Origin of the sequence: uncultured Ruminococcus sp. (assembly GCA_902785355.1) — a bacterium.
Taxonomy (GTDB): Bacteria; Bacillota; Clostridia; order Oscillospirales; family Acutalibacteraceae; genus Ruminococcoides.
This window is the reverse complement of record CACZYF010000037.1, coordinates 1,201-21,644: the sequence shown is the minus strand read 5'-3', so window position 1 is coordinate 21,644 and position 20,444 is coordinate 1,201. Positions and strand designations below refer to the sequence as shown.

Genomic DNA, 20,444 nt, shown 5'->3' with positions numbered 1-20,444 from the left:
GAAATCGGATGTTAAACCCAACGAAATAGAGGGAATGGCTTTCTGTTCACAGATGCAGGGAGCGGTTTTTGTTGACGAAAACGGAAACGCCCTCAGACGTCCGATGAACTATCTCGATCAGAAGGGCATTAAAGAATACAAGGAATGTATGGGCAGCGGCGTAATCAAGGTTTCAGGCTGCAGCCTTTATAAGCTTACGCGAAATCTGCTTGTCAATTACGCGGGCTCAACAAGTGCTAAGGATCCGGTATGGAAGTACAAGTGGGTGGAAAACAACGAACCGGAGACTTTCAAAAAGATCTATAAATGGCTGGATATCGGCGACTACCTCGTTTCTCGCTGCACCGGCAGGATCGTCAGGACTGCCGATACCGCCTTTGCGACCTTCCTATATGATACACGCAAGGGAAAGGAAGGATGGAACAAAGGCCTTTTGAAGATGTACAAAGTGAATCCCGACCATATGCCGGAGATCATCGACTGCACGGATTTAGTCGGCGGACTCACAGAGAAAGCGGCTCAGGAGCTCGGACTCATTGAAGGGATCCCTGTCTTCGGTGGCGGCGGCGACACCACCTTTGTCAATATCGGCGCCGGATGCACAAAGCCGGGAGATACGCATATCTATATCGGAACATCGGGATGGGTATCGACATTTATGGATCGTCAAACCGTCGATATCAACGCTATGATTACAGGCGTTCTGTCTGCCAAGCACGGTTACTTTAATTATTACGCAGAACTGGAAACGGCCGGAAAATGCTTTGAATGGGTCATGGAGCATCTTGCGCTGGATGAGATCGGCATTTATCTGAGTAATTCTACCGTGGCTGATGATATCGAAAGCAAATATTTGAGCCTCTATGATTACCTGTCCGAAGAGGTCAGAAAGGTTCCTCCCGGAGCGAACGGCGTGATCTTTACCCCTTGGCTCCACGGCAATCGCTGCCCGTTCGAGGACTCCAATGTAGGAGGGATGTTTTTCAATATCAGAATCGAAAACGGTAAGCGGGACATGATCCGCGCTGTTTTAGAGGGGATTTGTTATCATCTGCGCTGGCTGCTGGAATGTGAAGAGAAAAAGGTAAAGACATCCGATACGATCCGATTCGTCGGCGGAGGAGCATTATCTCCCGTTACCTGCCAGATGCTGGCGGACATTACGGGAAGAACCATAGAGACGGTTAACAACACCCAGGAGGTCGGCGCGATCGGAACAGCGCTTGTTGTTGCTGCGGGAATCAGAGGTGAGGATGTGCTCACATTATCGCGTCGGTTGGTAAAAGCCAATCATAAATATATTCCCGACCCTGAAAACAAGAAGATATACGAACGCAACTACAGAGTTTTCAAAAATCTCTACAAGTCTAACGCCTCGAATTTTATGAATCTAAACGAAAATGTAAGAAGTTGACGCTCAGTAAGGACGGTGAGAGAACGGTGAGCATGAGCAAAACACGAACCATAGAGATTCCGCTGACAATGGACAGCTTTGAAACCGCCAATCTGTTTATTGAACAATGGCTTGCGCAAAACCGTTTCAACAAGGACGCTTTCACAGAGACCAAGTTGCTGTTTGAAGCGTTGTTCCGCGATATTATCGAACAGGGATTTGATCGGAATACAACGTTAACGATAAAGGCGCAGCGAACCTTCGGAGAATACAATATCAAGTTCGGCTTTGAAGGAAAACCTTATGTTCCGGTCGAAAAAAGCAAGGATAAGATATCGCCCGAATTAAGGATCGTGCAGGCTTATCATGACAAGATAGGCTACCGATACCGATTAGGCTATAACAGCATCCGCGTAGTCGTCAAGAGAAACTACCAAAGCTCGCTGCTTTACAGCATGATCGGAATTGCGCTGGCGATCCTGGTCTATCTTCTGATCAACACAGTGATGAGCGCCGATAAGATGGTTGAGATCGACAGAAGCTATATCATGCCTTTGATGAATCAATTCGCCAATGCTATGCTGATGGTAGGCGCGCCCGTTACCTTCTTTTCGCTGGTAAAGAATCTGACAGACATCTATATCATTTCGGAAAAAAGCTCTTCGGACAGAAAACTGCAGATAAAGACGATCGTTACATCGCTGATCGCTGTTTTACTTGCGATCGGGACAAGCTTCCTGATTGCGTTCCTCTTAAGTCATCGAGAGGGCTATTTTGAAGGACAGGAAGCATTCAAAGGAGGAATGACCGTCACACAGTTTATTTCCTCCCTGCTGCCGAGCAGTATTTTTGAGCCCTTTGAAACGTACCTTCCCTTCCCGATCATTATTGTCGCGCTGCTTACCACATACGCCTTCTGTTCGATCGGAGAGTATTTTGACGTCATGCAAAAAGGGGTCAATGTCTGTTTGACATTCTTTTCCAAATTGCTGAATGTTGTGATGTTTACGCTGCCGTTCTTCTGTTTTCTTGCGATTCTTTCGTCGCTCTTAACAGATGGCTTTATCAATCTTCTCGTCGTGGTTGAATTTGTCGGAGTCGTATTCCTCAGTCTGATTGTGATGGCGGCGTTTTATTTGATACGGCTTTTGATCGGCGGCGTCAAGATCGTTCCGTTCATCAAAAAATTCCCTCCGCTGCTCTGGGAAAACTACAAAATCAATTCAGCCATTGACGCGATCCCCTTCAACATCAGATACTGTTCGCGGGAGTATGGATTTAACAGAGATCGTATCTCGTCAAAACTGCCGATCCTTGCTCAGACCAATCAGGACGGCAACTGTTATTTGATTATGCTGATCTCAATGATCTTTATCTATATGCTGGGAATCAATGTTTCCTTACTGCAAATCATCGGGATCGCGGTTCTCGTTTTGTTCCTGTCTATCGGCGCGCCGAATCAGCCGGGATCGATCTTGATCGGTATGCTGATCATCACCTTCTATCTGCAGGTGAACGAGCTGGTTTTAGTCGCAATCTATGCCGAAGTCTTTTTCGGCGCTCTCCAGAACGCGATCAACGTAGCCGGCGATATTGTTACGGTAGCGATAGAGGAGCAAAAATCAATGCGTTCTACAGCACAGAAGCATTGATAATGTATCGTAAAGAGGAATAAAAGGACGTACTCGAACAAGAAAGCGTGCGCTTGGTGCGAACGCTTTCTTGTTTCGTTTTGATGCGGTTCTTGGATTAAGGTCAACTCCATTTGAGCTTTTCAAAGAGTAGCCGGAAATACCGGTCGAGCGACCTGTTGATCATATCTTGTCAGTTATATACACGACTGACGTCGGTGAAGTTGTGATCATAACGCTCTCTTGATTGAAAAACACACAAATATCCTTCGCAATCTCGATAATAGTCTGTTCGGGAACATTGATCAATCGTAGCATCAAGGCGTTTTCTTCCGTATAGCTTCCGTCCTCATGAAAATAACCTCCGCTGATCTCCTGAAAAGAAAAACCAATCTTGTAGCTTCGACAAACATATTTCAGTGTCGAGATATACATGTTTGAATCGAACTTCTGAACACCGGTCATGCCATCATTCAGTCCGATATAAATCGTTGTTTGGCTTGATTGAATACTCATTATTTTCTCCTGTTCGTTTCTTCGTGAAGTTAGCACTGTCGTATCAACATGGGTCGCAGCAACGTAAATGATGTCACCTGACTCAAGGCAGGTTCCCGACAATCTGACACTATTATAGCAATGTCTATAGAATTTGTCTACAAAAATCAGGCGATCATAAAAACTCCCTGAAAACGTATCGATGTGTAGATTTTTTGATATTACATCCAGCATTAAGGATTTACCCGTTGTTCCCGGTAAAACATATGTAATGAGATATACCTAGTGTCTTGACAAGACGATGAAAGCGAATCTCAAGCTGAGCGAGTGAAGTGCAGGAAAAGGAGCATCTCATACTAATATTCAATTAAAAGCTTTAACAAATTTATTAGTGGGATATTTCGCAGAGCTAGGCGGACGACGCAGGCAGGCTGGCGCCTGTCACTTCCGGGGTCCCTACAACGCAACCGGATATGCCTACCGAGTACAGCGAACGACGACGACAACACAGCTATGCGGAATATTACACAATAAATGTTAAAGTGTTTTAATGAATATTAGTATCACACAGGAGAAATATTTCCGGCGCGACAAAGCGGCGTTCGGGAATAAGAAAAGGCGGTTCGTACTAAACCGCCCTTGTTGTTGTGATGTCTTAGTACGACAGCCCCGACCTCCCGATAGTAATTCTCCGTTAAGGATTAGCATTACTTGTGAAAACAGGATTACTCCGTCAATGAGCAGTCGGCTTTTGAGGCTATCTTTGATAAAGTGAGCTTTCGCGGGAGCAGGTGAGGGCTTGCATATAGTAACCGATCGAAGGGAAAACCCTAAAAATCCCACTCGGGTATATACTTCTGATCCGCGCTGGTCAGCTCCTGTGCAAATCCGTCAAACCCCAGATCATAGTACCTCTCCAGTACGCGGCGATACTCCCGCTTTGTGATACGGCGGTTGATATCAAGGTATTCGTCCGCTTTACCCGCGGGCATATACTGCGCCATCAGGCTGACCGGGATACGGTCGTTCCAATGCTCCTTGATGATCTGTAAAACACCGAAGCTGTTTTTGACGTGAGAGGGTAGGACGAGGTGGCGGATGATGACGCCGCGCTTAATCAAGCCTTCCTCATACGTGCTGTCGCCGCATTGACGTATCATTTCGTCGATCGCCGCAGTTGTCCTCTCCACATAATCGGGACAGCGTGAGAGCTTTTCAGCCAGCGCATTATCGCTGTACTTGAAGTCCGGCAGATACACGTCGATCAGCCCTTCGAGCTTTTTGAGCGTTTCGACCTTTTCGTAGCCTGAGCTGTTGTAAATAACCGGAAGATCGGGCCGGTAGAACCGGAAGCTCTCGATGATCGCGTCGGCAAAGTGCGTCGGCGTGACCAGTTCAATATTATGTACGCCCATGCTTTCCAGTCTTCTGTATTGCTCGCTTAACTCATAGGGGGTGATAAGCTTTCCTTTATTTAGGGCTGAGATCTCGTAGTTCTGACAGTACGCACACCGCAGACTGCATCCCGAGAAGAAGATCGTCCCTGCGCCGTTCGTTCCGCTGATCGGAGGTTCTTCGTCGTAGTGCGGCGCGACGCGGGCGATCACCGGCAGCTTCCCGGTGCCGCAGAAACCGATATGCCGGTCCCGGTCAACGTTACATTCCCTCGGACAAAGCGTGCAATTCATCTTTTCACAACCTTTAACACGTTACTGACTGATATTTGTTTAATCAGTATAACATATATAAAGATAAAATGCTACACCTCAAAGTCGTAGAGAAAATCCTCTATCGCCTCATTCAAATGATCGGGCGAGAGCTGTTCGGTATTGTATTTTTCCGCTAAGGCTTCTATCAATGCTCTTTCCGTAGAAATATCCCCGACAGTGCGTGCGATCCCGCCGTTGACAAATACCTGTAAACCGTATGCCGTATAATAACCGTACGCACTGTCGAATTTGCGTTCTGCAATCGGTTTATATCGTATCATGTTCTTCCCCTGTGAAGTGATTTCACTCAAACAGTGAAATTTTATCACTCATTGTTATTATTTGCAAGTGTTTCAACAAAAGTGTAAATAACATTACACATATCGACATATTTGTGCCGTAATCATTACAAAATGTGACCAATAGTCCGATTGAAAAAAACAATATTGAAAACAATCCCGTATTGTGTTATGATACAAAAAATGGTTAATTATAGATGAACAACAGGCGGCTTGCGGAGCTTATGTTATTGACGGCGCGCAATAATCACCGACCGCCGATGAGGGTATATAAATATGGAAAGTATGATTTACGCAGAGAATCTGCGCAAGGAGTTTAAGAAGATCATCAAGGAGCCGGGGCTCAAGGGCGCCGCGAAAGCGCTTTTCAAGCCGAATAAAGAGCTCATTACAGCCGTAGACAATATCTCGTTTGAGGTTCCGGCAGGCGAGATACTCGGCTTTATCGGACCGAACGGCGCGGGCAAGAGCACGGTCATCAAGATGCTCACGGGTATTTTGACGCCGACCTCCGGTTTCTGCCGCATCAACGGTAAGATCCCGCAGGAGGATCGCAAGAATTATGTTCGCGAGATCGGCGTCGTGTTCGGTCAGCGTACTCAGCTGTGGTGGGACTTGGCGCTGCGTGAAACCTATTCTGTATTAAAAGAGATCTATCAGGTTCCGGAGGAACAGTTCAAGAAGCGCATGGCGTTTCTCAACGAGGTGCTGGAGCTCGACAGCTTCATTACCAGTCCCGTCCGAACCCTGTCGCTCGGTCAGCGTATGCGTGCCGATATTGCCGCGGCGCTGCTGCACTCTCCGAAGGTGCTGTTCCTCGATGAGCCGACGATCGGATTGGACGTCGTGGTCAAGGAGAATATCCGCTCCGCGATCCGTAAGATCAACGAGGAGGAGGGAACGACCGTCATCCTTACCACCCATGACCTTGCCGATATCGAGTTGCTCTGTGAGCGTATCGTTATGATCGATAAGGGCAGAAAGGTCTTTGACGGCGGCTTATCCGAGCTTCGTCATAATTTCGGAGATGTACGAACATTCCGTTTCGAGCTGGTCAACGGTCCCGATTTTAAGTTGCTTGATTATCGTCGCCGCTTCAAGCTGACCGATGATGACGTCTGCGCCGAGCGCGACGGCAGCTCGGTCACGGTTCGTTTTGATACCGCGAAGGTCAGCGTAGAGGAAATGATCTCCTACACGCTGTCGACGGTTCATGTCAAGGATCTGAATATCAAGGACGTAGAGATCGAGGAGATCATCAAGAAGCTCTATCGCCGCGAGGTGAGCCTATGAGCAGAGTGAAGCGGTTTTTCCGTACCTACACGCCGTTTACCCGAGCGGGTATGCAGGAGATGGTCGCCTACCGTGCGAATTTCCTCTGCTTTTTAATCGGCGAGATCATGGCGTCGTTCATTATGTATTTTGTATGGAAGGCGGTATTCGACAGTTCTGAGAGCGAGACCTTCATGGGCTTTACGATGGAGGATATGGTCGTCTACCTGTTCATTACCTTCTTAGCGGGTTATCTGACCTATTCCGACGGCGCGTTCACGGTAGGGGAGGAGATCATCGACGGCTCGATCGCTATGCGCATGATCCGTCCCTGCTCGTTTGAGATGTGCTTTCTGTTTCAGGAACTCGGTAACCGTATCATCTCCGTATCGATGATTTTTGTTCCGATCGTAGCCGGTGTTGAGATCTATCGCTATGTTCAGGCGGGAGAGGTTCGTTTTCAGCCGATATATTTTCTGCTGTTTCTGCTGAGTCTTGTGATCGCCTATATGATCTCTTTCTATTTTAATGTATGCTACGGTTTTATGGCGTTCTTCTTCAAAAACCTCTGGGGCACTACGCTTATCAAGGAGACTGTTGTCAACTTCCTCTCGGGCGCGATCGTTCCGCTGGCGTTTCTGCCTGCCGGACTTGCAAACGTGCTGAACTTTCTGCCGTTTGCCTCGCTCTCCTATACCCCCGTGATGATCTACATGGGGATGTACAGCTATTCTGAGATCGCGTGGCGGATGGGCTTGCAGATATTCTGGCTTTTGGTGATGTACGGACTGTCAAAGCTGATTTGGCGCAGCGCTGTTCGTCACCTGAGCGTACAGGGAGGGTGAGCTATGATGCGATATATCCGACTCCACCGCATCTTCATCGCCCAGTATCTCAAGCGGCTGATGGAGTATAAGGTCGATTTTATGCTCGGCGCGATCGGCTTGCTGATCGCTCAGGGCATGCAGCTGATCTTTCTCGGCATCATCTTCAGCGCGATCCCTGCCCTCAAGGGCTGGCGGTTTGAAGAGGTGCTGTTCATCTACGGTTTTTCTCTGGTACCTAAGACCATCGACCATCTTTTTACCGATAATCTCTGGATGGTCGGTTACCGTATCATCCGCAAAGGCGAGTTTGATAAATATCTGACCCGTCCTATCAATACCCTGTACCATGTGATTGCCGAGAACTTTTGCGTCGATGCGTTCGGAGAGCTCTTGACCTGTATTCTTCTGCTCGCGTATTCGATCCCGAAGCTCAATATACCGTTCCACTGGCATACGATCCCGCTGTTTCTGATTGTTTCGGTATTTGCGACGCTGATCTATACGTCGCTGAAGATCATGACCTCTGCGATCTCCTTCTGGACAAAGGCGAGCGGTCATATTACCCACATGCTGTATATGACCAACGACTTCGGTAAGTACCCCGTTACGATCTATAATAAGGCGGTACAGGCGCTGATCACCTACGTGGTACCCTTCGCCTTTACCGCTTACTTTCCCGCAACCTATTTTCTGACGGGCAAGAATCCTCTTTTCTGCCTCGGAGGCACTGTGATCGCCGGTACAGTGCTGTTCCTTCTTGCGATCTTCGTCTGGAACAGAGGACTCAGAGCCTACGAGTCCGCCGGATCGTAGATTAGCTCAAAGCTTAAAGCGAACAAGTGTATCGAATAAAGCAAAGTTGTGATTCGAAGAGATCTTTCCGAATCAGCTCCTAACTATCATGAATCCTTTTATCTATTATTCTTCTGAAGAAAAAACAGAATATGTGACCTCCCGCTGTTCGCTGAACCGTGCCGTCATGCAGAAGCTCCCCCTGTACGGGATCGAGGATGAACTCGAGGGCTTGATGTATAAAGATATTTTTTCCACGCCGCTTTTGGTCGAGGAGATCCGCCGTGTGTCCCGTCGATTTGGTATTGATCTGAGTAATCTGTCCGACCGACAGCTCCCTTTCCTGGTTGATGAAGGGCTTGTTTCCGGTGATATGCGACGTCGCCAGATGGCGGAGCATGTGGTGAAGCGCTTTGGAGCGAGGCTCGGACTTCTTCTGCTTGCCCTCAGGATGGGGGAGAAGGAGAACCGCCTTGCACGACCCGAATGGGACGACGCTTGCTGGGATTACTGGCGCGATCTTGATACTGTCATCCTTACCGGAGGTCTTGCGAGCTCTATGCTCGGCAGACGCTTTAAGGAGTATATCCACCGGGTCTTTGACCGAGCGGGTGAGAGATGTTATCATATCCGTCTGTTTGACAACGGCAGTTACCTCGGTATCATGGGACTTGCTCAGCGTTTGCTCAGTGATAACACCGCCGCCCTGGTGTTCGATATGGGGCATACGGGCTGGAAGCGCGCTTTGGTTCGTATGGGTACGGGTGAGATCGCGGGTTTTACGCCGATGGAGAGCCTACCGTCGCGTTATATGGAGAACCGATTTAATAACCCCGCTGAACAGCTTCGGTTGGCGATCGAGCTGCATCGGTATATCGTCAATACCGTAGCGGCGTCCTACCGCGAATTGTCACAGAAGATCGAGCTCAGTGATACCATCCTGATCAGCGTCGCCAATTATACCTGCGGCGGCGTTCTCGACAGCGAGCACGGCGGCTACGCAAAGCTCAGTCTGCTCAATACGGATTACGGACAAATGCTGGAGGAGGAGCTCTCGGATGAGCTACACCGTATGATGAATGTGCGGTTGGTGCATGACGCTACCGCCACGGCACTGTACTTTAACGATATACGGAACGCCGCCTGTATCACGCTCGGTACCGGCTTCGGCGTAGGATTTCCTGAGATTCGGATCGATTAGTCACTTACATACTATTACTAATATGTCAATTGCGGGAGCTGACGGTTCATTACCGAACGGCTCCTGATTATTTTTGTGCAAAAAAATGACAGCTTTGTCATTATCACCAAATAATCGACTGAAAGATTGTGCAAATCGTGAAGCGCTTTTTCATTTATTTATTCCTCCCTTTATGGTATAATGTCTTTAATTGGAATAGTATGTGCTATTACTGTTCCAAAGAACGTTTTTCAAAAGGAGAGGATTACATGAAAATTCGTAGGGTAATCTCCGTACTGCTCGCAGTTCTCATGCTGATGTCGCTGTTCACCGTAGCAGCTTCCGCGGCTGAGCAGGATATCGCCGATACCGGCGCTACCAACGCAAGCTACCTGGAGAATTATGCCACTAAGGCAGTGAACGAGAGTAATCTCGGCGCAACCTACACCCCGACTGCCACTACCTTCAAGGTATGGGCACCCGAGGCTACCGCAGTCATGGTCAAGCTCTTCGCGACCGGTACCGACGCTGAGTCGGGCGCCGCTACGCTGGGCACTACCGCTATGACCTGTGACAGCACCACCGGTATCTGGTCTGTGACCATGACCGGCGATCTCAAGAATAAGTATTACACCTATCTCGTCGAACGCAACGGCGTCGTTAATGAGGCTGTCGACCCTTATGCCAAGGGCGTAGGCGCTAACGGCAACCGTGCGATGGTCGTCGATCTCGACTCTACCGACCCCGCCGGCTGGGATCAGGATCAGCACGTTCTGTTCGACAGCCCCGGCGAGGCTGTCGTATGGGAGGTCCATGTACGTGATTTCTCTATCGACGTATCCTCCGGTGTTTCCGAGAAAAACCGCGGTAAGTACCTCGCGTTCACCGAGGGCAACACTACCGTCAACGGCGAGGGCAAGATCGCTTCCTGCGTTGATTATCTCGTTGAGCATAATGTCAACTGCGTACAGCTCATGCCGATCGAGGATTTCGCTTCCATCGACGAGACCGATAACCGTGCAAACTATAACTGGGGCTATGATCCCAAGAACTACAACGTTCCCGAAGGCTCTTATTCTTCCAACCCCTACGACGGCAACACCCGTATCAAGGAGTTCAAGATGCTGGTTCAGGCGCTGCATGACCGCGGTATCGCTGTAGTTATGGACGTCGTTTACAACCACACCTTCGTTCGTGACGGCTCTCAGTTCTCTAAGATCGTTCCCAAGTACTACTATCGTATGTCCAGCATGGAGAACAATACCTACCGTAACGGTACCGGTCTGGGCAACGTTCTCGCTACCGAGAAGGCGATGACCCGTAAGTTCGTCCAGGATTCTCTGGTTTACTGGGCTGACGAGTACCATGTCGACGGCTTCCGCTTTGACCTGATGGGCTGCTTTGATGTACCCTCCGTCAAGGCGTGGCGTTCCGCTCTTGACCAGATCGACAGCCGCATCCTGATGTACGGCGAGCCTTGGGCAGGCGGTACCGATAACGGTATCACCAACGGCGCTACGAAGGCTAACATCTCTCAGCTGACCAGAGTCGGCGCTTTTAACGAAGGTTATTCCGACGCCTTAAAGGGCAGCCACGAGTCCGCTACCGGTACCGGCTTCCTTAACGGCGGCTCTTCTGCCGAGCTTTTGAAGGCTGCGGGCGGTACCGCTTCTGATTTCAGCGGCGCCAAGGTTGAGCAGCTCGTCAACTACACCGATAACCACGATAACTGGATTCTCTTCGATAAGATCCTTGCCGCTAACAGAACCTCCGGCTTTGTCGCCGGACCTTATGAACAGAACCCGAATCTGTATAACACCAACAAAAACCTCGTCAACACAACCGACTCCAAGGTGCTCGGTCAGATGAAGATCGCCCTGACTTCATCCCTGACCTCACAGGGTATCCCCTTCACCGTAGCAGGTACCGAGTTCTGCCGCACCAAGTACGGCGACAAGAACTCCTTCGGTTCTCCCGACGAGATCAACAGCATCAACTGGAACCGTGCTTCGACCTACTCGGCTATTGCTGATTACTATGCAGGTCTTGCCGCGATCCGTAAGGCTGTTTCTGCCTTCGGCGACACCACCGTGAACAGTGTTTCTACCGTTTCCGGCGCTACCGCATGGCAGATCACCAACAACAAGTCGGGTCAGTGGAACAAGGTTATCGTCGCGCTGAACAACACCGCGTCCGCCGCGTCCATCAGCCTGTCCGGTTCATGGAACGTTGTTGCCAACGCATCTAAGGCGGGCACTGCTTCCCTTGGTACCGCTTCCGGTTCCTACAGCCTGCCTGCGTACAGCTCCGCTGTTCTGGTAGATTCTTCCAGCTTTGGTAATTACACCCAGCCCGCTGCCGGCACCGCTTCCCTTACCGTTGAGCATTATACCCGTGATTCGGCATCCGGCTCCTATACCAAGGCCGCTACCGAGACCGCGAAGTATAAGGAAGGTCAGACCTGGCGTGCTTCCAAGGATCTCTCTATCTTGTTTGATCACACCTATGACAGCACCGAGTCTACCGCTTCCGGCAATGCTGAGTTTGGCACTGCGACCGCAGGGCAGAACATTACTGTCAAGTTCTATTATACCCGTAATATTGCGTCCAACTACCTGACCATTAACTTCCTGGATACTACTTCCGGCAAGGCGGTCAAGACCCCGATCCAGTATCGCTTGAAGCAGGGTGACAGTTTCTCGATCCCCGCAACTCCCGTTCAGGGTTATCAGATGGATACTTCCAAGTTCCCGGGCGGTACCATCGGCGAGTTCGACGCTTCCGCTCCGCTGAGCTTCAATTTCTATTATTCCGCTCTGACCAACACCACCACTAAGGTTCACTATTATAACACCCCCGGCTGGTCCTACGTCCTCTGCTATGCTTATGACGACGCAGGAAACGAGGCGCTGGGTGCCTGGGGCGGTCAGCAGAAGAAGGACAGAATGACTGACGATCCCGATCAGTCCGATGCTAAGTGGCTTGTAAAGGACGTTCCGTCTGCCGCTTGCTACGTCATGTTCCATGATGCGACCCGTCAGGTTCCCGATCAGGGTGAACCCGGTTACGCTGTTTCCGGTGAAGCTTGGATCAAGGACGGCGTTACCAGCTTCAACTGCACGATCGTTACCTCTCACGTTGATCTGGCTACCGGACAGAGACTTGCTCCCGACGTCACCAGGGAGTACACCAACGTACGCTCCAACCAGACCTATACTACCTCTCCCGATACCACCCTTAACCGTACCTATATCGCACCCGCTCTTGCTTCCGGCTTCTATCAGCCCGGCGTTCTGAACGTTGTTTACCTGTATGGTGAAGAGACCGGCGGCGATGATAAGCTCTTGATGGGCGACCTCGATATGGATAAGGAAGTTACGATCTTCGACGTAACCATCCTCCAGAGACATCTCGCCGATATGGTTCAGCTGACTAACGATCAGAAGACTGTTTCCGACGTTGACGCCAGCAAAGAGATCGATTCTATCGACGCTGTTTTGATCCAGCGTTTCCTTGCGAACATGCGTGTAGCCGGTTCTCTCGTCGGTAAGTACGAGGGCGAAGCACCGTCCGGAAAGTACACTTATAATGAGTTCGTAAACAGCTTTAACGCGCTGAATACCCTCTTTGCGAAGTACAACGCTTCCCAGTACGGCAGCAACGCGGCTTATCAGGCTGCGTCCACTGCGCTGAACACCTACAGAGCTGCTACCTATGATCCCAAGACCGATCCCAACACCGTAGATGCGGGTTACGAGGCTTGCACCGCTGCTTACGCTGCTCTGGCTGCTGTCCCGATCACCGAGCAGCCCACTCAGGGCGGAGACGATGACGGCGATGTTGTTACTCTGTACTTCTCCAATAACAAGGGCTGGAGCGGTGTTAACGTTTACATGTGGAATTCCGCCGGCGGCGAATCCACCGAGTGGCCCGGTGCTACCGCAGAGAAGGTCGCGACTAACGACTACGGCGAGGATATCTACGCGATCACCATCGACACCAGCGTTTATGACGGCGTGATCTTCAACGGTTCCGGCGGTCAGACTGGCGACATTGACGTAGCTTATGCGGCAGCTATGGGCTGCGGTATCTACTGCCTCGACACCCAGAACGATCAGGGTCATTATGAGGTGGGCTACTATGAGTACAGCGGTCCTACCGGCGGTGGCGGCGGAAACAATGATTCCAATGAGTCCTTCCTGCTGACCGATAACTTTGGCTGGGGTTCCGCTTATGTCTACGCGTGGGATGCCGACGGCAACGAGCTCAACGGCGCATGGCCGGGCTCCGCTCAGGCTGAGACCGTTATCAACGACTACGGCGAGACTCAGTTCAGGTGCTATGTTCCCGATGGCGCTATCGGCGTTATTCTGAGCAACGGTAACGGCGCTCAGACCGAGGACATCATCGACTTCAGTCATGCCGGCTATTGGATGGACGGCACTCAGAACGATCTTGGTCATTATGTCGTTACCGCTTGGGACTAAGTAAGTCGCCGTGCTATTTGATTATTGATTAACCTGAAAGGGGCAGACCGCGGTCTGCCCCTGACTTTTTGTATTCAATATTAACATTGACTGAAAGAAGGGTAGAATTATCTACCGATAATCAGTGTTCGATCTCAAGCGTGTTTCTGTATTGACATCACGCGCGTTTCGTGATTAAATGATAGTGTAGGATATATTTGACTTGCTATTCAACAGGAGGTTATTATGGGACTGAGATTTCGCAAGACTATTTCGCTGTTTCCGGGCGTCAGGCTGAATTTGAGTAAGAGCGGTGTAGGTGTGAGTGCGGGCGTACCCGGGCTGAGGGGTTCGATCAATTCGAGCGGACGTGTCACCGGAACTGTCGGCATCCCCGGAACCGGCGTTTCTTACGTTAAAACCAAGAAGATCTTCGGTAAAAAAACCGATAAAAAGTCGGAAACCAAGACTAAATCCGCTGCAGCCAAAAAGTCCTCAAAGGCTGTCGCTGAGACTGAGGCCAAAGCAGCCAAGTCGTCTGCCAAGACCGCAAAGCAGAGCTCCGTACAGGTTGACGCCAACACATTGAAATCGATCCACGGCGTTTCCGATGCCGCTCTTGACTGGAAGGCGATCGCCGCCTCTCCCGTCGCTCCCGACGATAGCTACGATCAGCGCGCATGGTCATATTATTACTCTCTCGCCCCCGACGTTCTAAAGGGTGATATCGATACCTATCTCAAGCTGATCTACGAGGTCAATCCGCTGGACGATCTCCTCGATTACGGAGAGAACTTTGAGTTCGGCACCGACAGCGGCGACCGCATCGAGGTCGAATTTGTCATCAATGAAGCTGCCTTAACTTCTGCGAGCGAGTCTATGAGCCGACGTGATTATCTGCTGTTATTACAGGATTTCATCTGCTCCGTATCCCTGCGCGTGGCGGGCGATATGTTTGCGCTCTTACCCGTCGATCACGTTCTTGTTCACACCGTTCTTGAGGGTGATACCGTTTTCTCGGTCGATTTTGACCGTGCAAACTATTCAAAGCTCAATTTTTCCTTCATCGATCCGTCCAATACCGCTACCAAGTTCCGCAGTAATATGAGCTTCGATGAGAAGAAGGGCTTTTCACCGGTCAACCCGTTGTAAACATCGTTCATACACAGCTAAACAGCCCCGAGCGTCTGCTCGGGGCTGTTATTGTATGCGTGACTATATTATTCTTTCCCGGAATTATCTTCGCCGCTTTCGGCACTTTTTGCGGGCAGGAGTCCCGCACTTTCCTCGGTGATATCGTCGGCGAGGATATATGACGTTTTGCGGATAACGCGGTTGTTCTTGCGCATGAACATGTTGTTCATCATCGTATAGTAAGCGCCCGGAGTACGCAGACTCGAGAAGGAGATCGCGTCGATGCCCGAGTCGGAGAGCAGCCAGTCGGCGACGTGTACGCAGTTGGTGTTTATGCCGAAGTAATGGCGGAACGGACCGCGCTTCACGACGTAAACCTTGCCGCCGAGGTCGCGAACGATATTGCTCGCGGGGTCGTCATATACGCTTCCGTCGCGTCTCTCGAGATTAGCTCTCTCGTAATTGCTGACGAACGGCTTACACCACGCCATCATCTCGTCAATCTTATCTTTGACGGCGCTGAGCTGTTTGGGGCTTAGCTCTACGCCGAAGCCGATGACATACTTCTTCTGATAATTCAGACAATATTTGAGGTAAGGGATCTTCGGTACGATGACAAAGCAGCCCTGTGCGATAAATCCGCCCATCTTCACGGTCGATGAATCGTATGTACCGTAGGTGTAGACGGTGTCGCCGATGGCGATGTCGACATGACCGAATTTATTGGCGCCCTGTGTTGTCAGATGGATCAGGACCTCCATGTTCGGGGTAGTGAGTTTGGTGTTTTTCTTCTCTTCGATCAGCACGCCGCTGGTTACCTTGCCTGCTTTGATCTGGTTGTTGATATCGGTTATCATGGAGGAGGGCTTAACGGCGTTGATGATGTTCGGCAGCGCACGGTGCGTTCTGCGCCTGAGGCGGTTCTCGCTCATATCCAGGTGGAACAGCGTCGCGAAAACATCGCCGAACATGGTGAAGGAGTAGACGACCATATAGATGCCCGTTACCATCGACAGGAAACTGAAGTTGTCGATCGGCCGAACCACCAGTGCGATGCCGAAGAACAGACACATCGCTGAGGAGAGGCCGTTGCGGAAGGCACCGCGGTATTTATTGGCAATACAGTTGATACAGATCAGAAGGCGCGCGATGCCGAGTATCAGCGATACGATACCGACGATCACGCTCGGTACCAGCGCGACGAAGTTATTGCTGAAATCCAACAGGAACAGCGCTGCCGCTACGCCCCAGCATATAACGAGCGATATGATGCCTTCAAGGTGCTTTTTAATCTTGAAGCACTGTACCATGCGCACGATTCCGTAGACTAACAGAAGACCGACCGCGCCGAGGATCAACACCGCCTCGACCAGGATTTCATCCATCATGATGAACAGGATACCGAGGATGAAGATGCCGATTGCACCCAGTAGGGTAAACCACGGGATTTTTGTACTGACTTTTTTTACTTCCATAAGCGGACCGCCTTTCTGCCCGCGGTCAAGAGAACTCGCGGGATTGTGTTTTTATGATACCATACTGCGTTGTTCTTTGCAAGATACATTGATTCTTTTCTAAAAAACAAAAAATAAATGGTGACAATTCCTGTATGATGGTGTATAATAAATCTTAATGATCCCTGATAGTATGATTATAATGTTTGGGAGGCTGAACAGATGAAAGCGATCGATGGTATTCTGACGCTGTTTCTGGAGGGTCGTATCGATTCCTCCAACGCGAACGAAATCGAAATTGGTATCAAAGCTGCGATGGAGGACGAAGTATTCACCAAGTTGGTGCTGGACGCGGAGGAACTCCAGTATATCAGCAGCGCCGGGTTGCGTATTATCCTCAAGCTGCGTAAGAGCTGTCCCGATATGCGTATGATTAACGTCAGCGCCGAGGTATATGATATCCTTGAAATGACGGGCTTTACCGAGATTATCCCCGTTGAGAAGGCATATCGCGTTTTTGATGTCAGCGACTGCGAGGTCGTCGGCGAAGGCGCGAACGGTAAGGTCTACCGCGTTGATAAGGATACCATCGTAAAGGTATATAAGAACGCTGATTCCCTTGAGGATATCAAGCGGGAGCGAGAGCTCTCCCGTACTGCTTTTGTGCTGGGTATCCCGACCGCAATCCCGTATGATGTAGTCAGGGTAGGGGATACCTTCGGTTCGGTATTTGAACTGCTCAACGCGCAGAGCTTCGCTGAACTGCTCAGAAAGGATGAAGGCTATCTCGAGTGGGTTGCCGCGCAGACGGTCGATTTGATGAAGACGCTCCACAGCACCAAGGCGCCCGCGAGTCTGCCTTTGCAGAGCAAGATTGCGCAGCAGTGGCTGCGTGAAGCCGAGGGCTGCTTTGATGAAGCGCATGAAGAGAAGCTGCGCTATCTGATCGAGAGCATCCCCGAGACGGGCACTATGCTCCACGGCGATCTTCATATCAAAAATATCATGCGACAGAATGACGAGACCCTCCTGATTGATATGGATACCCTCTGTACGGGTCATCCGATATATGAAATCGCGTTTATTTACAACGCCTACAAAGGCTTTGGTATAGCTGACAGCAACGAGGTTGCGCGATTCCTCGGCATATCCTCCGATTGCGCCTATAAGCTTTTCAGACGTATCATGGCGCTGTATCTCGGTACCGAGGATAAAGCGGTCATTGACCTTGTCGAGCGCAAGGCGTCGGTCATCGGACTGCTTCGCGTAATGCGACGTACCCTGAGAGTCGCTAAGGGAACCCCCGAGGGCGAAAGGTTGATCAGAACATGCAAGAACCTCATCAATCTTTCTGTAGAGGCTTTTGATACGCTGACCTTTTGATTATGTTGTAACCTTTTTTTAATTGAGTTTTATCAACCTGCATGATATAATCTATTTGTTAGAAGCAGTTGATGTATTTCAACTGAAAATTATTTTTTTGAAAGGAGTTTATAAACAATGAAATTTCCAAACGCCGCAAAAGGTGTGAAGCGAATCTTTACCGCTGAGATCCTTGGCTTGATTTCCACGATTCTGCTCATCATCGGTTTTGTTCTGCTGATCCCTGCTGTTCTCGTCGCTAAGAACGGCGCTGAAGGTCTGGAAGGTGCCGCGATCGGCGCCACTGTGGCGATGGGTGTGTTCGTTCTCATTGCGGGCGTGCTGTCCATCATTGCGTTCATTATGAACATTATCGGTATCAGCAATGCCTCCAAGGATGAGGAGAACTTCAAGAGTGCTCTGCTCTTTTTGATCCTCGGTCTGGTTGCCAAGGCTGCTTCGATCACCATCGGACGTTTTGTCAAGGATGCCGCTGTTGCGACCGGTATGCTGGATTCCGCCTCCAGCCTGCTGAATATCTTTGTCACCATCTTTGTTATCAGCGGTATCGTCAAGCTGGCTGACCGCCTGAACCGCGGCGACATCAGCGCCAAGGGTACCAACGTGCTGAAGATATTAATCGCTGTCAACGTTCTTTCCCTGATCGCCAGCTTTGTCGCTTCCGTTATGGGTGGTCCCGTAGCGAGCGGCGTATCGCTTGTGCTTGCTATCGTATCTGCCGTACTGAGCCTTGTACAGTACATTATGTACCTTTCCCTGCTTGGTAAGGCGAAGAAGATGCTTATTGAATCTTAATCGAATCCATCTGCAAACAGCCGCGTTACAGCGGCTGTTTTTGCTTTATAAGAAGGATTATTGTACCCGCTCGGCAGCGCACTTGATGTGCGCACGGACAGAGGCTTACCGATAAATGCGCGCCGAGGACGCGCGTTTTCTTGTCTATCTTTGATACGATACGCTTCATATCTTACTCGTATTCGGCGTATTAACGGTGGCTTCTTTGCGTCTGTGTAAAGAAATCGGCTTTTCATCCGGGATTAGCATAAGGTGATCCGGATAATCCTCTCGATCATGATATCGACGGTCGGGATTCGTTTGTCGTATATATCATCTGAGCCGTAGAAGATCAGCTTCTTTTCGACAGGATCAATCCTCTTTACAATACCGGAGAACGGCTCATAGCTGCCGCCCTGCTTGTATTTGTCCGGGATGAAGTGGGTGAGCGATACGGTAGGATGATCGCCTTTCTCCGTAAGATGAGCGATCTCGGCGATCACGTCGTTGATGATGTCGATCTCACTGTCCGAAAGCTCGATCTCGCTGTCCGTCAGCCGCGCCGTCTCGACCACCATATCGTCATAGCCCGACAGCGCCGCGAAAGGCGCGAACTGCGCCGCACGGTCGTACAGCGACATATGCGGGCGGGTTTCGCTTTGGTGATGCGGCAGGTCTATGATGTCGGCGTATGCCGCTCTTGCGTCTTGCTTTTCCATCAGTCCGCCTTGTGACCTCCTATCTGTCCGTTCCGCTCGATCGTCGTCGCGCCTTCCTTGAGGTTCATCCCCTTGAGGACGGCGTTCTTGCCGTAGCGGTGCTGTAATTTAAGCATGGTGTTCTGGATGCTGCGCTCCTTCTGCGCCGCGATACGCTCCCGCTCCTCCTTCTCGTAGTCGGTGAACAGGCTGAGCTGCTCGGCTTCGGGTGCTTTGAGCTCCGCTTCCGCCTTCAGGTAACAGGCGGAGATGTTCAGCCTGCGGATCAGCAGATCGGGGTCGACGACCTTGGTGTACAGCGCCATCACGGTATCCATGATCTTGCGCGTGCTGTTCGTGTAGCTGCTGAGATTACCGGTACCGTGCGCGTGTTTCGGGACGATCCTACCGTAATGATCGGCGGACGCTTTTCCTGTATAGGGCTTGCCCGTTTTGCGGACGACGTAGACCGTATCGCTGACGGTTCTGCCTGCCGAGAGCACTTTCAGGCTTTCTTTGTCATAGCCGATGGTCAGTACGATCTGCCGCGTGACCAGACCTTTTTGAACGAGATCGAGGACGAGCAGCTCCGTCATCTCGCGGATGATCAGCCGCCCCTTGTCGTAGTCGTAGGGCTCCTTTAATACCTGACCCGACGACAGGGAGTTGGCGGTCGGGCGGTAGCTTTTGATATGCTTGATCGTTGTCGGCTCCCAGCCCCATGCGTGATCGATCAAGAGCTCCGCGTTGATGCCGAAGGTCTTGTACAGGATATCCTCGCACGAAGGGGAGAGGGAGAACCGCGCGATATCACCCATCGTATATAGCCCGAGCGCTTCAAGCTTTCTGCTGTAGCCGCGGCCGACGCGCCAGAAGTCCGTCAGCGGACGGTGACGCCAGAGGAGCTCCCGGTATCTGCGCTCGTCCAGCTCGGCGA

The 20,444-nt window shown here is 50.6% G+C and carries 15 protein-coding genes and 1 pseudogene; 10 read left to right on the top strand and 6 right to left on the bottom strand.

Annotation, left to right across the window (positions count from 1 at the left end; all coding sequences use genetic code 11):
- Both R2I50_RS08495 and R2I50_RS08490 read left to right on the top strand, forming a co-directional pair.
- Positions 1-1,414 (top strand): FGGY-family carbohydrate kinase (locus R2I50_RS08495; protein ID WP_316608723.1); only part of this gene is annotated, 1,414 nt, incomplete at its 5' end.
- Positions 1,415-1,446: 32 nt separating this feature from the next.
- Positions 1,447-3,045: a cation:dicarboxylate symporter family transporter gene (locus R2I50_RS08490; RefSeq protein ID WP_316608722.1), complete on the top strand. Its 1,599-nt coding sequence runs from the start codon at positions 1,447-1,449 to the stop codon at positions 3,043-3,045.
- A 162-nt stretch (positions 3,046-3,207) separates the two neighbouring features.
- On the opposite strand, the gene R2I50_RS08485 is transcribed toward R2I50_RS08490, so the two are convergent.
- From R2I50_RS08485 to R2I50_RS08475, 3 genes are all read right to left on the bottom strand, one after another.
- Positions 3,208-3,540: a hypothetical protein gene (locus tag R2I50_RS08485; RefSeq protein ID WP_316608721.1), complete on the bottom strand. Its 333-nt coding sequence runs from the start codon at positions 3,538-3,540 to the stop codon at positions 3,208-3,210.
- Positions 3,541-4,349: 809 nt separating this feature from the next.
- Entirely contained in the window at positions 4,350-5,207 is an 858-nt protein-coding gene (locus R2I50_RS08480; protein ID WP_316608720.1) for a radical SAM protein, read from the bottom strand.
- Between the two features lie 71 nt (positions 5,208-5,278).
- Positions 5,279-5,509, bottom strand: a complete 231-nt coding sequence (locus R2I50_RS08475; RefSeq protein WP_316608719.1) for a DUF6514 family protein — start codon at positions 5,507-5,509, stop codon at positions 5,279-5,281.
- A 294-nt stretch (positions 5,510-5,803) separates the two neighbouring features.
- On the opposite strand from R2I50_RS08475, the gene R2I50_RS08470 reads away from it, so the two are divergent.
- The 6 genes from R2I50_RS08470 to R2I50_RS08445 all read left to right on the top strand — a co-directional run bounded on the left by R2I50_RS08470 (position 5,804) and on the right by R2I50_RS08445 (position 15,216).
- Complete coding sequence (locus R2I50_RS08470; protein ID WP_399552871.1) at positions 5,804-6,820, top strand: ATP-binding cassette domain-containing protein; 1,017 nt, start codon at positions 5,804-5,806, stop codon at positions 6,818-6,820.
- Positions 6,817-7,644, top strand: coding sequence for an ABC-2 family transporter protein (locus R2I50_RS08465; protein WP_316608718.1), 828 nt, complete (start codon positions 6,817-6,819; stop codon positions 7,642-7,644). The genes R2I50_RS08470 and R2I50_RS08465 overlap by 4 nt, the downstream gene beginning before the upstream one ends.
- A 3-nt stretch (positions 7,645-7,647) precedes the next feature.
- Positions 7,648-8,439 (top strand): ABC-2 family transporter protein, encoded by a 792-nt coding sequence (locus tag R2I50_RS08460; protein WP_316608717.1) that lies wholly within the window; start codon positions 7,648-7,650, stop codon positions 8,437-8,439.
- An 88-nt stretch (positions 8,440-8,527) separates the two neighbouring features.
- Complete coding sequence (locus tag R2I50_RS08455; protein ID WP_316608716.1) at positions 8,528-9,619, top strand: hypothetical protein; 1,092 nt, start codon at positions 8,528-8,530, stop codon at positions 9,617-9,619.
- A 248-nt stretch (positions 9,620-9,867) separates the two neighbouring features.
- Positions 9,868-14,085: a type I pullulanase gene (gene pulA, locus R2I50_RS08450; RefSeq protein WP_316608715.1), complete on the top strand. Its 4,218-nt coding sequence runs from the start codon at positions 9,868-9,870 to the stop codon at positions 14,083-14,085.
- Between the two features lie 225 nt (positions 14,086-14,310).
- Positions 14,311-15,216 carry a DUF4236 domain-containing protein gene (locus R2I50_RS08445; RefSeq protein ID WP_316608714.1) on the top strand — a complete coding sequence of 302 codons (906 nt, stop codon included), beginning with the start codon at positions 14,311-14,313 and terminating at the stop codon, positions 15,214-15,216.
- Positions 15,217-15,284: 68 nt separating this feature from the next.
- Here the strand turns inward: R2I50_RS08445 and R2I50_RS08440 are convergent, their stop codons facing one another.
- Positions 15,285-16,673 (bottom strand): hypothetical protein, encoded by a 1,389-nt coding sequence (locus tag R2I50_RS08440; protein ID WP_316608713.1) that lies wholly within the window; start codon positions 16,671-16,673, stop codon positions 15,285-15,287.
- A gap of 201 nt (positions 16,674-16,874) precedes the next feature.
- On the opposite strand from R2I50_RS08440, the gene R2I50_RS08435 reads away from it, so the two are divergent.
- Both R2I50_RS08435 and R2I50_RS08430 read left to right on the top strand, forming a co-directional pair.
- Positions 16,875-18,035 carry an anti-sigma factor antagonist gene (locus R2I50_RS08435; RefSeq protein ID WP_316608712.1) on the top strand — a complete coding sequence of 387 codons (1,161 nt, stop codon included), beginning with the start codon at positions 16,875-16,877 and terminating at the stop codon, positions 18,033-18,035.
- A 117-nt stretch (positions 18,036-18,152) separates the two neighbouring features.
- Entirely contained in the window at positions 18,153-18,830 is a 678-nt protein-coding gene (locus R2I50_RS08430) for a hypothetical protein (protein WP_316608711.1), read from the top strand.
- Between the two features lie 242 nt (positions 18,831-19,072).
- On the opposite strand, the gene R2I50_RS08425 is transcribed toward R2I50_RS08430, so the two are convergent.
- Together R2I50_RS08425 and R2I50_RS08420 are read right to left on the bottom strand one after the other, a co-directional pair.
- Entirely contained in the window at positions 19,073-19,528 is a 456-nt protein-coding gene (locus tag R2I50_RS08425) for a hypothetical protein (RefSeq protein WP_316608710.1), read from the bottom strand.
- Positions 19,528-20,444, bottom strand: a pseudogene (locus tag R2I50_RS08420) (DNA methylase); the annotation flags it as partial. The pseudogene R2I50_RS08420 and the gene R2I50_RS08425, both read right to left, overlap by 1 nt.

Excerpts from the sequence above, each read along its gene's own strand:
- R2I50_RS08490 (WP_316608722.1), top strand. The coding sequence starts at position 1,447 with ATGAGCAAAACACGAACCATAGAGATTCCGCTGACAATGGACAGCTTT.
- R2I50_RS08485 (WP_316608721.1), bottom strand. The coding sequence starts at position 3,540 with ATGAGTATTCAATCAAGCCAAACAACGATTTATATCGGACTGAATGAT.
- R2I50_RS08480 (WP_316608720.1), bottom strand. The coding sequence starts at position 5,207 with ATGAATTGCACGCTTTGTCCGAGGGAATGTAACGTTGACCGGGACCGG.
- R2I50_RS08475 (WP_316608719.1), bottom strand. The coding sequence starts at position 5,509 with ATGATACGATATAAACCGATTGCAGAACGCAAATTCGACAGTGCGTAC.
- R2I50_RS08470 (WP_399552871.1), top strand. The coding sequence starts at position 5,804 with ATGGAAAGTATGATTTACGCAGAGAATCTGCGCAAGGAGTTTAAGAAG.
- R2I50_RS08465 (WP_316608718.1), top strand. The coding sequence starts at position 6,817 with ATGAGCAGAGTGAAGCGGTTTTTCCGTACCTACACGCCGTTTACCCGA.
- R2I50_RS08460 (WP_316608717.1), top strand. The coding sequence starts at position 7,648 with ATGATGCGATATATCCGACTCCACCGCATCTTCATCGCCCAGTATCTC.
- R2I50_RS08455 (WP_316608716.1), top strand. The coding sequence starts at position 8,528 with ATGAATCCTTTTATCTATTATTCTTCTGAAGAAAAAACAGAATATGTG.
- pulA (WP_316608715.1), top strand. The coding sequence starts at position 9,868 with ATGAAAATTCGTAGGGTAATCTCCGTACTGCTCGCAGTTCTCATGCTG.
- R2I50_RS08445 (WP_316608714.1), top strand. The coding sequence starts at position 14,311 with ATGGGACTGAGATTTCGCAAGACTATTTCGCTGTTTCCGGGCGTCAGG.
- R2I50_RS08440 (WP_316608713.1), bottom strand. The coding sequence starts at position 16,673 with ATGGAAGTAAAAAAAGTCAGTACAAAAATCCCGTGGTTTACCCTACTG.
- R2I50_RS08435 (WP_316608712.1), top strand. The coding sequence starts at position 16,875 with ATGAAAGCGATCGATGGTATTCTGACGCTGTTTCTGGAGGGTCGTATC.
- R2I50_RS08430 (WP_316608711.1), top strand. The coding sequence starts at position 18,153 with ATGAAATTTCCAAACGCCGCAAAAGGTGTGAAGCGAATCTTTACCGCT.
- R2I50_RS08425 (WP_316608710.1), bottom strand. The coding sequence starts at position 19,528 with ATGGAAAAGCAAGACGCAAGAGCGGCATACGCCGACATCATAGACCTG.